11 protein-coding genes are annotated in these 14,167 nt (G+C 22.9%); 4 read left to right on the forward strand and 7 right to left on the reverse strand.

Going from position 1 to position 14,167, the window contains the following annotated elements:
• Positions 1–6: 6 nt before the first annotated feature.
• From ARA19_RS03000 to ARA19_RS03010, 3 genes are all read left to right on the forward strand, one after another.
• The gene (locus tag ARA19_RS03000; protein ID WP_055069462.1) at positions 7–825 is read left to right on the forward strand and encodes a MerR family DNA-binding transcriptional regulator; all 819 of its coding nucleotides are present in this window, start codon (positions 7–9) and stop codon (positions 823–825) included.
• Positions 826–966: 141 nt separating this feature from the next.
• On the forward strand, positions 967–2,742 hold the full coding sequence (locus ARA19_RS03005; RefSeq protein ID WP_055069463.1) for an FUSC family protein: 1,776 nt from the start codon (positions 967–969) through the stop codon (positions 2,740–2,742).
• Between the two features lie 321 nt (positions 2,743–3,063).
• Positions 3,064–3,351, forward strand: coding sequence for a hypothetical protein (locus ARA19_RS03010; protein WP_055069464.1), 288 nt, complete (start codon positions 3,064–3,066; stop codon positions 3,349–3,351).
• 85 nt (positions 3,352–3,436) lie between these two features.
• On the opposite strand, the gene ARA19_RS03015 is transcribed toward ARA19_RS03010, so the two are convergent.
• The 7 genes from ARA19_RS03015 to ARA19_RS03040 form a co-directional block, all read right to left on the reverse strand.
• Positions 3,437–4,279 carry a 2-oxo acid dehydrogenase subunit E2 gene (locus tag ARA19_RS03015; RefSeq protein ID WP_055069465.1) on the reverse strand — a complete coding sequence of 281 codons (843 nt, stop codon included), beginning with the start codon at positions 4,277–4,279 and terminating at the stop codon, positions 3,437–3,439.
• A 496-nt stretch (positions 4,280–4,775) separates the two neighbouring features.
• On the reverse strand, positions 4,776–6,407 hold the full coding sequence (gene aspD, locus ARA19_RS03020) for an aspartate 4-decarboxylase (protein WP_055069466.1): 1,632 nt from the start codon (positions 6,405–6,407) through the stop codon (positions 4,776–4,778).
• A 1,014-nt stretch (positions 6,408–7,421) separates the two neighbouring features.
• The gene (locus ARA19_RS18085; protein ID WP_278321660.1) at positions 7,422–7,550 is read right to left on the reverse strand and encodes a hypothetical protein; all 129 of its coding nucleotides are present in this window, start codon (positions 7,548–7,550) and stop codon (positions 7,422–7,424) included.
• Positions 7,551–8,206: 656 nt separating this feature from the next.
• The gene (locus ARA19_RS03025; protein WP_055069467.1) at positions 8,207–10,258 is read right to left on the reverse strand and encodes a leucine-rich repeat domain-containing protein; all 2,052 of its coding nucleotides are present in this window, start codon (positions 10,256–10,258) and stop codon (positions 8,207–8,209) included.
• A gap of 415 nt (positions 10,259–10,673) precedes the next feature.
• Positions 10,674–10,898 carry a helix-turn-helix domain-containing protein gene (locus ARA19_RS03030; RefSeq protein ID WP_055069468.1) on the reverse strand — a complete coding sequence of 75 codons (225 nt, stop codon included), beginning with the start codon at positions 10,896–10,898 and terminating at the stop codon, positions 10,674–10,676.
• 15 nt (positions 10,899–10,913) lie between these two features.
• Positions 10,914–11,402: a DUF2975 domain-containing protein gene (locus ARA19_RS03035; RefSeq protein WP_055069469.1), complete on the reverse strand. Its 489-nt coding sequence runs from the start codon at positions 11,400–11,402 to the stop codon at positions 10,914–10,916.
• Between the two features lie 101 nt (positions 11,403–11,503).
• The gene (locus ARA19_RS03040) at positions 11,504–12,331 is read right to left on the reverse strand and encodes a MerR family transcriptional regulator (protein WP_055069470.1); all 828 of its coding nucleotides are present in this window, start codon (positions 12,329–12,331) and stop codon (positions 11,504–11,506) included.
• Between the two features lie 96 nt (positions 12,332–12,427).
• Between ARA19_RS03040 and ARA19_RS03045 the strand changes: the two genes are divergently transcribed.
• The gene (locus tag ARA19_RS03045) at positions 12,428–13,762 is read left to right on the forward strand and encodes an MATE family efflux transporter (RefSeq protein WP_055069471.1); all 1,335 of its coding nucleotides are present in this window, start codon (positions 12,428–12,430) and stop codon (positions 13,760–13,762) included.
• Positions 13,763–14,167: the final 405 nt, after the last annotated feature.

The following is a 14,167-nucleotide window of genomic DNA, read 5'->3' on the forward strand; positions in this document are numbered from 1 at the left end:
TAAAAAATGGGGAGATTTTATTCTATTGGAGATGTAAGTAAAATTTTTGATGTTAGCATAGATACTTTAAGATATTACGATAAAATAGGACTTATAAAGCCAAGAATAAATCCTAAGAATAGATATAGGTATTATGAGGTAGAACATTTATATTTATTATCAGTAGTATTAGAAGCACGTTATGCTGAAATACCAATAAAAAATATAAATGATTTTATAAAAAGTAAAGATTTAGATGTTTATTATGAGTTTTTTGATAAACAAGAAAAAGTTCTAGAAGAAAAAATAAATGATTTAAAAAAGGTAAAGGCTTCAGTGAAGCAAAGCAAAAAGAATATAGAAGAAATAAAAGCATTTAAAAATAATTATAATATTGAAAATTTAAAAGAGTATTCTTATAGAAAAAAATTTTTAAAAGTAAAAATAAAAGATTTAATAACTAGAACACATTGTAAAAGATTTTCCAATATGCTTGATAATGGTGTTGAAAAGGCTGAGTATTATTTAGCTTATAATTTAATAAATAATAATTCAACTATAGAAGTTGAAAGTGGTTATATGTACATAGAGAGCTGTAGTGCTAATAAAAGTTTTTTAGAAAAGGTAAAAAATAATTCAGAGATTTTTAAAGAGGAAAAAGAGTTTAATGGCAAATTTGTAAAAGTTAAATTTCTAGGAAATGAAAGAGAAATAGCCGAATATGTTTCTACTATAAGAAGCTTTAAAAAATCTTCTGAAAATAGTATTTTAGTAAAAACTAAAAGTTATATACCACGAAATAAAGATGTAGTCTATTTTACTGAGTTATTAATAAAAGTTGATTAGTTTTGCTTCAAATATTTTTAGAGAGTGCTTATTCTACTATTGACTCTGGAGTTACTCCATACTTTATAATCTTCCTGTATAAGAAAATTAAATTGAGACTGTGAAAAGCAGTCTCTTATTTTTTGCAAGGGGGAGATTGGAATGTCTAAAATGTTAGCCTTTAGAGCATGGATTATAACATTGGTTGGATTTATACCATTTTATTATTTGTTTACTCTTAAGGAAATGATAGTTTATATTTCAGCTGTAGCATTAACTTTTGGAATAAGAAATGAAGACTATAGTGAAAATAAAATAAAAATATTCTTAAAGAACGTACTCATATGTTTAAGTTTAACCATAGGAGCATCAGTATTTTCTTTTAATATATATATTGGAACATTAATTACTTTTATAGTAGGATTTTTAGTTTATTATTTTTATACCTATGAGAATAAGATATCAAAGGCTATGGCATTTATGTCTTATTATGTTCTTATACTTACATTTCCTATTGGATTAAATCAACTTCCAATGAGAATAGGAGCAAGTTTTTATGGAATATGTATGACATTTATTTTATATTATTTAGCTTTTAAGAAAGATTTTAAAAATAATATAAAAAATACTATAAATGCATCTATTGATTGTGTAGCATCTAGTGAGAGTGATGAAGGGAAAATTAAAGCTAGATCAAAATCATTAAGATTAATAAGAGATGAGATTTATAATAAAATAGATAATAGTAATGATAATGATGTTATTAATAAAGCGTATTTAGATTATAAAATAGTTAATTTGCTTATAGTGGCAAACGAAAATAAATTAGATAAAGAAAATAAAAATATTATAAATGAGAAATTTCTACTTTCTTTAAAAGATTTTTATAATGGAAATGTTGAAGGAGAAAAATTTAAAGAAATATTAGAGAAGGTTATAGAAAATAAAAATAATTTTGTAAGACATAAAGAAAAGTTATTAAGAAATGCTTTATTAGAAATTAAAATATACATAGAAAATAAAATATTTGAAGAAGAATATTTAAATAAAAGATTTAAAATAAAAAATATTCTTACAAGAAATAGTTTAAAGTATAATTTATCATATAAATTTAATCCTTCTATGAAAGACTTTAAATTTAATCATGCTATTAAAGGAAGTATATTAATTGCTTTGGCAGTATTTGTTGTTTATAAATTTAATATTCCTTTAGGGAAGTGGATATTATATACTATCATAATTGATAACGTTCCTTTTGTGGAAAAGGGAATTAAAAAAGCTCGAGATAGAATCTTTGGAACTGTTTTAGGATTTATTGCTGTTATAATTATTTTTAATATAACTCAATCAACTCTTGTAATAACATCATTAATATTTCTTTGTATCTATGTAGTATTTTGCATACCAACCTATGATAAGATGGCTATATTTATAACTTTTTCAGCTATAGCAGGATTTACTTTACTTGAGCATTATAATGTTTATGTATTATCTATGGAAAGAATTACTTTAGTACTTGTAGGAAGTATAGCAGTTTATGTTGTAATAAAATACATATATCCTTATGGTTCTAAAAATTCTATAGATAATTTATTAGAAAGTTTTCAACTTTTAAATAATGAGATAAAGAATAATGTAAATGATAATGAAGAAAAAATATATGAGTTAGATATTATAACAAGACATTTAATTAGAAAAGGAAACTTTTTAAGTACTCAATTTAGCAATGAATATTTAGATGAAGTGCTAATGGTAGAAAATTCATTAATATTGGATTTAAACTGTTTATATTCTAAAGAATATAAAGAAATTGATATAGAGGAAAAAATTAATAAATTTAATTATCTAGCAGAAAAATGTAAAGAGAATTATAATTCTAAAAATAAAAGTAAATTTACAGAGGTAATGAAATTTTTTAGAGTAAAAAAAGCTAATTAAATAAAAATGAGCTGTACACAATAAATTCGGTACAGCTTATTTTTTATATTAATCGTAATAACTCATTAATGAACTCATTAGTTTATGTGATATTTCTCCAAAAAAGTTTTTAAATAAATTTTTCATCAACATCACTCCAATATAAAATTTGAATATAATCCTATAATATAGTAAAAATATTTCAATGATATAACTAAATAGTAAATAAATTTATAAATTATAAAATAAAAGAGTTTTTTTATACTTTATTTTCTAGTTGACTATAATGTTTTTTAAGGTATAATATATTTATTATCAAAGAGAAGAAAGAGGAGAGAACAAATGAAAAAATTTATAATAGCAGTAATTGCAGTACTTGCTATAATATTTATTTTCTTAGGAATAAATCATAGAAGACATGAATATGAGGTTTATAACAGTTATAATAACAATTATGCATATCATGAAAGTACAGGAAATGGTTTAGTACATAGTGCTGTTAAAGGTGCAGTAGAGGGGTATGTAGCTGGTAAAGTAATTAATCATGGAATGAGAAAATATCAAGCAAGACAACAATATAATCAAGGATATATGTATCATCAATCTAGTAGTAGACATTGGAGAAGGTAATATTTAATTAATAGATAAAATAAGAGTGTTTTAAGAGGATGTATGAAATTTTATAGATACATCCTTTTTAAAACACTCTTTTTATCTAGAAGCTTTTTAGTATATCTGGATTTTCAAATATATTATCTAATTTTTTTATGAAAGGTATAACCTCACCAAAATCTAATGCACGATGATCAAATGCTAGACATATTGGTAATACCTTACGAATACCAATAGCTTTTTCTCCATTTTCATCAATGTATACACCTGGTTTTTCTAAAATTGCACCAAATCCTATTGCACAAACTTGTGGAGGGATAATATCTAATAAAGCAATAGCACCTCTTTGCTCTTTATATATAGATCCAATATTTGATATAGTTATAGTTCCGATTTTTAAAGGTAATTCACCGTTATCATCTTTAGATATTTTACGTTCTCCATTTATTATATTATCTATAATATTGTAGTTTATTTTGTCAGAAAAAAACTTAGATAAAGATTGAGTATCCATATTAGAAATTTTTTGACTTAAATCTTTAATATGTTTATTAATTTCGTATAAAGACAATTTTTCAATATTATTTATACTTATTGTCATCATTTTTCCACTTGGTAAAATCCAAGGCATATTTACATTAATATCTTTAATTGTACGAATTTCACCTTCATCAGTATTATGATTATATGATATATGAGCATTTAATTTTGGTGCAAATTTTAATCCTTCAGAGAATACTTTTAGCATTAAGGAATTAATTGAAACATTTTTTAGCGAGTTATTTTCTGCTTTTAACTTTTGAAATTCATCAATAAAATTTGTAATATCTGGTTCATACATATAAGATACATGCGGTATATTTTGCCATGATTTTGTTGTCATATAAGATATAATTTTTCTTTCAATTGAAAATTTTTCAACATTGGTAGTTGTTAACTTACTCATAGTATACCTCCTGAAGTTAAATGTTAATTAGTACTTAAAAATATATGTTAGTTTGATTGTATAATAATTATGAACTTTAATTATATTATATATAATATACAATATAAAAAAATTTTCCCAATTTATAAAAATAGAAATATATAGTAGATTTATATTTATTAGTACTATATTTATTATAGCTTTAAAGTCATATAATTTAAAATAAATATATATTATATACATATATATTTATATCTATATATATTTATATCTATATATATGTATAATTTTTGTAACATTTATGAATAAAAAGCCTTGAAATATAGTCTTATATTAATAATATGTAAATATACAATTTCCCTCATAATTAAAAATTTTAAATAAAAAAACTGCTTTAAGATAGAATTAAATCCAATCTTTTATTGAAAAATTTTTAGTTGATATTATAAAGATAAAAATATATGATTGAAAATAATTATAAAAAGTCACTTTAATTTTTTAGTAATTTTTATTGTTTTTAAAGAGATTTTGATTTTTCAAAAGCATCTATGAAATCTTGGCATATTTTCCTTAGGGCACTACCGATTTCCATATAAGCTTCATCATTTAAGTTTGCTAAAGAAATTCTAACTGACCATTCAGGACCTTGGAATCCACTTCCACTTAATAAAACGATAGAAGATTCTTCTGCTAACCTATAAAGAACTTGAACTGGTTTATAATTTTCCTCTAAATATTTTGCAAAGTCTTCACCATAATTATTTCTTGCCCAAGCAAGTAAGTTAAATTCAGAGTAGTAAGCAGCATCTAGTGGATCATCTATTAATTTTATTCCTAAACTATCATAGAATAATTTTTGCCTTCTATGACATATATCCATAGTTAGTTTTTTGTAGTTATTTTCTTTGTCTAATAGGGCAAAAGCACAGAAAAATGCCATTTGAACTTGTTGTGGAGTTGAAAGTCCAGCTGTATGATTTAAAGCTACCTGTCTACTATCTGCAACAATTCTATCTATAAATTTTATATTATCAGGTGTTGTGCTTAAATGACCGTATCTACTTTTTAAATCTTTTTTATATTTTTCAGGTATTTCTTTTAAAAGTTTGTCAAAGATATTATCTTCATGTAGGGCTATAGTTCCAAGTCTCCATCCTGTAACACCAAAATATTTTGAGAAAGAATATACTCCAATAGTGTTATAAGGAAGTTCAGCCATCAATGATTTAAAGCCTGTAACAAAGGTTCCATAAACATCATCTGAAATTATCATAAGATTAGGGTTATGATTTTTAATTATGTCAGCAATATAACTTCTACCTTCTGAATTTAAAGCTACAGATGGAGGGTTACTTGGGTTAACTACAAATAATGCTTTAATTAAAGGGTCTTTCAATTTATCTAGTTCTTCCTTTGTAAATTGCCATTGATTAATACCTTCTTTTGGGTCTGAAGTTGCAATTATAGGAACTATTTCAAGTCCATATCTAGGGAGAATAGGAATCTCTAAATAAGGGGTGAAAACTGGAACCATTATAGCTATTTTATCACCTCTAACTAATAATTCATTGGCTTTTAAACTATCAAAAATATAGCACATTGCAGAGGTAGCACCTTCTACAGCAAATATATTGAACTTTCCACGAAGGTCTGGACCATAGTCCATTTCTTGAAATAAGTAATCTTGAACTATAGCTTCTACATGTCTTAGCATTCTATCAGGAAAAGGGTAGTTATCACCAATTATTCCATCTGTTAGTTCATGGACAAAAGCATCCTTATCAAAGGATTTTTCTAAAACACCATAATCAATGATTTTATCTAATAAATCTATAGCTGGGGCATTAGGGTTGTTTTTTACAAACTCTTTAAATCTATCATAAATACCATTTTTATGAGGCATCCCTCCTAGGTCATTTTCATCCCAGACTCTTTTAGATTCTGAAATAGCAAAAGTTCCAAAGGTGAAAAATGCTTCTCTTGGAGTAGTTGCAATCCAGTTAGGATTACCACGACCAGCATCAAGTAATGCTCTAGTACTTTTCTTTTCCTTACCAGTAGCAAGGCTGATTAATCTATCTTTAAACTCAAAGGGACTAACTTTTCCATAAATTCTTTCAATTTCTTCTTCTTGAAGGTTTTTTTTCATAAATTTATCCTCCTTAAAAATAAGCTTCCATTATAATTTAATCAATTTAAAAATAATTTATACAAGATTCTAAATTAAGATATTTATTAAGTAATAGTATTTAATTTTTATATAATATTAAGTTAAGTAAAAAATAATAGAAGGTTCATTTGAACCTTCTATTAAATGATATAAATTTATTTATTCACTTTTTTTACGATGTAATATATCATAAGAAAGGATAAAACAACTAGTGTAAATCTATTCATAATGAATAGTAAGTTTTGATATAGATAATCAACACTCGTGACATTAAAAATAAAAAAATTATAAATTTTTTTATTCAATTTCACTAACATTTTAATTTAAATTTAACTTCTTTTTTTCTTTACTTGCTATAATTATCGTAAGTAAAATTCTAAGAGGTTAGAAAATTTACCACATTATCTTTATTAAAGCTCTAATTTATTTTAGAGCTTTTTATAGTTATCTTTATTGATTTTATTTTTAGATTTTAATATCTTCATCTAAGTTTAGTTTATTAAGATATACTTTATAAGCTTTATCTAAAAAAGAAAAATATTCCACATAATTATAAAGACAACATTTCATGCACCTCTAACTCTAATATCATAACTTTAATTTTTTCCTATTATGTTTTTAGTAAACTATCTTTGCTATTAATATCTTATTTCATACTCATATCCAGGCTTATCTCCTGTATCTATTAATAATCTAGGCTTTAATCCTGCAATTATAGGAACTCTACTGTCTTATTTATCTAGATTAATTCTATAATTTATAGTTAAATATGTTTTAGTATATAGTCATATAAAAAAGGAAGTAAAACAATATTCATGCATATAATGTTATAGTTAAGATAAAGCATAAATTACTTAAAAAAAGTTATATTATAATAAGTTTCACAAAACAAAAATAAAACTTACAAATAAGTAATAACTTGTTTGTAAGTTTTATTATATTTTATATGTCTTAAAAAATTTAATAATATTTTATTTCGTGTTTAGTTCATTATTATGATGAACATTTTTTTGTCCATTTCCTGCACCTGTTTCTTTTTTTTATTTCATGAAGGTTAAGCTTTCTTTCATTTTTATGTACTACATGATGAATTTTTTCACTTTTATGCTTATGCGTTTTCACTTTATACACCTCCTTTTTAAATTTTAAAAGATTTCAAAGAGGAATAAGTTTACTCTTTGTAATTTTTTTAATCTTTCAATTTATTGAAATAACTAAGTACTAAAGGATAAAAACTTTTAGTTTTATTATTCTTGTACTTTTATTATATATTAAATTCTTTATTACTCAATTTTTTTTGATTACTAAAATTTATTAAATTAACTACCTTTATCTATTATCTTAGAGAGTATTATAAAAAAAATATCTTTTTATCAAGCTTCAGAAATCGTTTTCTATAATTTAATATGAATATCATATATTTTAACATTTTAATTAATTTGTATAATTATACTAAAAAATATTATAATTATATAGACACAAAATTGTTTCTAATTATGGACTCAGTATTTTTATAAAATATACAAACTAGCAATATAAAATGATAAAGAATTTTAAATGATATCTGCTGTTTAAAGAAAAAGGGATTATCTCTAAATAGGAATTTTATTCTATTTTCAGACAGTACTTTTTATTTTTTTCCTATTTATTCTACAATATCCATCTTCTATAGATTACAAAACTCCAAATAAGTTTGAAAAACTATCTAAAAATGTAGCCTAGTAAAATTCGATTTTTTGTGTCCAAGATATTGACATAAGTTCAAAATTAATAGAATCTTATGTATTCTTCTTGCTTATTACTATATTATCCTCAGCATTTACTTCTATATTATAATCCATTGATATATTTAAAATAAGATTCTTAGTATTTTCTATTGGTAAGTTATAAACCTTTCCTTTGTAATTTACTTCTATTTCAAAAGTATATTCTTCTCCTACTTTTAACTTATTTAATACTGAATTAGTAATTATTCCTTGGAATCCTGAATAATTATCTTTGTTCTCTGAATACCAATTCATTGATGCACAATTCACTTTATCTACGATATTTCCACTTGCATCTTTTACTACTAATTTTCTTGTATTTGCTTTACTAAATATATCATTATCTAAATTTATATTTCCATTAAGAACATAACCAAAATCAGTGAAATATCCTGTTTCATAGGTTCCTACATTTAATGATTTTTCAACATTTTTCTCTATAGTTAAATCACCATTTTCATTACTTACTTTATATTCTTTATTAGATAGTTTTATATTATTAGCAATAGGTACTTCTTTTCCATCAATTTCAATATAAATACTATATGCTTTATTAGGATTTAATTTAGATAATTGTTCTTTTGTAAATATACCTTGGTATCCTGAATAATTATTTTTATCTGTTGAATACCAATTTACAGCTACAGTGTTACTACTTGTTATTATATTTCCTTTAGAATCTTTTATGATTATTTCTTTCGGAGTATCTTTACTTACCACTTCATTATCTAAATTAACATTTCCATTTATAACAAGACTGCTATAATCCCAGTATATATCTTCTGAGTTTGATTTTATATTATTCTTAATAGCAACATCTTTCTTTTTATTAGTTTTTTTATCAGAATCTATTATCATAATATTATTATATGGTTTAATATTTATTATTTGTCCATTATTTGATTTAAAGCCTGTTAATACAATTGAGTTGTTTATTTTCTTTAAAATATATTTATTTGATAAAGTTGAGGTTACGCCTGAGATATTTATATTATTGTTTGAATTTGTATTTGTATTATTTGTATTAAAATCTTTATACTTAATTTCTATATCTTTAAACAAATTATTATTTAATTTACTTAAAGATATTTTTTTTCTTAATTTTAAATATCCTTGATTTTTAGTATCTAGCAAATTATTTTTTACTTGTAAATTTTTAATATTAGGAATATTTCCTATAAGTTGATTATTACTTAAATTTATTTTTTCTAGATATTTTAAATTAAATAGATTATTAGGTATAAAACCAATTAATTTATTTCCTGACAAATTAATTATGGATATATTTTTTAAATCTGTTATAGAATTAGGTATATTTCCTGTTAAATTACTATTTGTTATTATGAATTCTTTTAATTTTTGCATATTTTTAATTGAATTAGGAATTTCTCCTGAAATTGATGAATTAGAACAATTTAATATTTTTAAATTTATTAAATTACCTAATGTTGATGGTAAGTTCCAATTAATTGATGAATTAATTATTTTGATTATATTTAAATTTTTAATATTTGTAATAGAATCAGGAAATACGCCACTTGAAGTATCATTAATTAATGAAATTGTTTTTAAATTTATTAAATTTTCTATATCTGTTGAAACTCCACTTGAAAAAGTAGAATTAGTTATTGATAATGAATTTAAATTTTCACATTTATGTATTCCGGAAAATAAATTTCCAACTATTATAGAGTTTGAAATATATATATTATTTAAGTTTTTATCTGTATTTAAAAAAGCCGTTAATAACTTACTATCAATTGTACTATTAGTTATTACTAAATTTTTTAAATTTTTTAAGTTTTTAATTATTTTTTGATTATTATTAAGTGAAAAATTTGAATTTGATAAAGTTAAAGTTGTAATTTGATTTAAATTTTCTTGATTAATTTTTCCATATTCATTAAAAATAGCTTGTTTTAAAGAAGAATTATTATAACTTAATAATTTTACATTTTGTATATTATAATTTTTATATTTCTGATCATGCTTTAAATAAGGTAATTTAAATGTAATGGTACTTAAAACTGAAAATAGGATTATATATATTAATTTTTTTTTCATACAATAAATCTCCTTGTTTATAATTGTGTCATATACTTAATGTACTTTATAAAAATTTTATAAAAATTTTACAAAAATTATTATATAAATTGTTTTTTATGTATATTTTATTGATTAAAATTGTAAGTGTTGATTATGTAAAATTTGGATGTTAAAAATATAAAAAAATGAGGCCATTTTATGATAATATTAAATCGTAAAAATCAATACTATATAAGGAGAATGACCTTATGAAAAATAATAGCAACTTAATTGAAATATTTATAATTCCTATAAATGGATAATCAATACTTGTGTTATATTGTATTAAAAAAGTGAATTTCACCTAGAAATAGGGGAAATTCACCTTTTACATGTTTTGAATTATTAAATTTTTAATGAATAAGATTGCTAAATGAAATTTTAAAAAATATAGCTATCTTAATCTTTCATCATCTTCTTCTACATATTCTAAAATATCTCCAGGTTGGCATTTTAGTACAGTACAAATAGTATCTAGAGTAGAAAAACGAACAGCTTTTGCTTTATTATTTTTTAAGATAGATAGATTAGCCATTGTAATTCCTACCTTTTCAGCAAGTTCCGTAGAGCTCATTTTTCTTTTTGCCATCATAACATCTAAGTTTACTAAAATAGGCATAATAACAATCCTTTCTTAAATTGTTTGGTCATTTTCTAATTTTATTTCAGTTGCATTTTTAAATAATTGAGAAAGAACTAAAAAAGATAATCCAAGAACTATGGAAACAAAGGCAACTATTATAAATGGAACTGTTAATAAAACATATTTAAAAAATTCAGTGCTAAGTTTAAGGTATAAAGAAATAGCAATAAAAATAAATAATTCGCTAAAAGCACAATAAGAAATAAATTTTAAATTCTTTGCTGTTTTAAATGAAAAAGAAGAATCTTTAATAATTAAATTGCAAAGGTCTTTTAATTTAAATAAACATAATATATATGGTACAGCTAGAGCAACAAGTGCTACACAAACCTTAATAATAAGGCTTTGCTCTAATATTTGAAAATTACTTTTGAAAAAAGCTGTAACTATAAATGGTGAAACTATTAATAGTGCAATTGTTAATACTATCCCTGTAATTGATAAATATTTTAATATTTTTGAACCGTATGTTTTGTCCATTTCAATCAACCTCTCTAAAAATTTCGATATTTAATAAGGATATAATAACACTTAATTTATTGTTTAACAATAAAAAGATGGTGAAACTCATTTAAATTATTTTATTTATTTTCAACATTTATAGATATTTTGGTTACATAGTTGTTTGTATCAGAATAACTTAAGTTATTTAAAAGTTCTAGTTCATAGCTGTTTCCACAGGGTTTAAGGTTATTCTCATCTATAAATTTTAAAAGTTTATTATAAGTTAAAAACGTAGTTTTATAATCACCAATATGATATCCAATTACATATTTTCCTTTTGGTTTTGTGTAGGAGTATTTAGAGGATACTTTTCTAGGACTTTTTACAAAAAGATAATCTATTTTAGAAAAATCATTTTTAAGCAAATTCTCTTTAGAAAGTATTGCACCAAGATTAAAATTATTATTTATATTTTTTTTAGTACAATAGTTTAAAAGATCAGAGATAATTTGAAGAAAGCTATGTTCTGTATCATCATTTATTTTTTTACTTAATATAAAGTGCTCTTCATCTTCTTCAACTAAATAAATTTTATCAACATCAATATCTTTAGATGTTTCTGTTATGTTTATTATGGAATCAATAAGTGAGGAGGCTTTAGTAAGGTTAGCTATATGTTTTTTTATTTCATCTTTTTGCTTTTTTAAAGTATCTATTAGTAGTTCAGGACTTCTATTATCAATAAAATCTTTAATATGACATAGTGGCATATTTAATTCTTTTAAGGCTAAGATTATGGAGAAGTTATCATATTGTTGATAAGAATAATATCTATAACCATTTGTATCTCTAAGTATTGGAGAGAATAATCCAATGTTATCGTAGTAAATTAAAGTTTTTCTATTTGTGCCACAAAGTTTGGCAAAGTCATTTATTTTTAAAAGCTTATCTTTTTTTCCTGTCATAAAAATTCACCCCTTGACTGTATAGTAGCTGTATACTTTATAATACCAAATAATAGAGGATGAGTTAAGTCTTAATCAAAGAAAGAGGGGGATAAAATGAGCAAGGGCATAGAAGGAAAATTTACTAGAGCATCATTATTAAAATTTATTCTTCCAACAATAATTATGATGGTATTTATGTCGCTTTATACAATAATTGATGGTATTTTTGTATCTAGGTTGGTAGGTGGAGAGGCTTTAGCTGCTTTAAATATAGTTCTTCCTGTACCAAGTATAATTTGGGCTATTTCAATAATGTTTGCAACAGGAGGAAGTGCTATTATAGCAAAGCATTTAGGAGAAGGAAAGGAAGAAAGGGCAAAGGGAGAATTCTCTTTTATAATTTTAGTTAATTTAGTAATTGGAGCAATTTTAGCTATAGTAATGATATTCTTTTTAAATGATATAAGTACTTTTTTAGGGGGCAGAGGTAAGGTTTTAGAATATTGTAATGAATATTTACTTATAGTAGTTCTTATTATGCCAATAACTTTTATAAAGATGATATTTGATTATTTTTATGTAGTAATAGGAAAACCTAAGATAGGAGTTATTCTTGCTTTAATAGGAGGAGTTACTAATATAATCCTTGATTATTTATTTGTAGGACCTATGAATATGGGCATAAGTGGAGCAGCACTAGCAACAGCCATAGGACAGATTATACCAGCTTTAATTGGTGTATTTGTATTTTTTAATAAGGAAAATTCTCTTCATTTTGTTAAACCAGTTTATGATTTTAAAATGCTTTTAGAAAGTTCTTTAAATGGAGCTTCAGAAATGATAATAAACATATCAGGAGCTATTACAGTATTTTTATTTAACATGGCAATGCTTAAGTATCTTGGAGATGAAGGAGTAGCAGCCATAACTATAGTTTTATATGCTCAATATTTACTTATTTCTGTTTATTTAGGTGTTTCTTCAGGAACAGCACCTATAATAAGTTATAAATATGGAAATGATGATAGAGAACAATTAAGAAAAGTTATTAGATATTCCTTTGAAATGATAATTTTAAGTTCTATATTTGTATTTGTACTATCTTATATTATATCTCCACAAATAATAGGTGCTTTTGTTAAACCAGGAAGTAATATTTATTTAATTACAAAGGATGGCTTTGGATTATTCTCTATAAGTTTTTTATTTATAGGAACAAATATTTATACTTCAGGAATGTTTACTGCTTTTTCGAATGGAAAGGTTTCAGCAATAATATCCTTTTTAAGAACTTTTGTTTTTGTAATAATTGGTGTTATTTTATTACCTAGATTTTTAGATATAAATGGGATATGGTTGACTTTACCTTTCGCTGAAGTATTAACTATAATTTTTTCTATATATTATATAAATAAGTATAAAAAAACATATCATTTAATTACAAAGTAACTTTTAAAAAAATTTATTTAGAAGAATATTCTAAATAAATTTTTTATTTTCTATAAAATATTTTAAAATAAGCTAGATATTATTTCATATTCAGTTTATAGTTAATAGTGTATAGAATTTTTAATTAGAAAAATAAAAAACTTTAAATGGATATAAGCTTTATATATATTTAAAGTTTTTTATAGATAATACAAAAAAGAACTTATTAAAAATAATAGGGAGTATATTAAAAGTATATTGAGAAACATTTTCAAGTAAGTTCTACTAAAAGTTTATTTAGAAATTTAAAAAATTACTATTAAAATTTTTAGTTAATAATTACATATTTTATTTATCTAATGACTAGTGTCTGTAATGCTCCAATCTTTTATAAGATAGAAATAAACAAATACGCGTCTTTAGGTA

It is taken from the genome of Clostridium massiliamazoniense (assembly GCF_001403635.1).
GTDB lineage: Bacteria > Bacillota > Clostridia > Clostridiales > Clostridiaceae > Sarcina > Sarcina massiliamazoniense.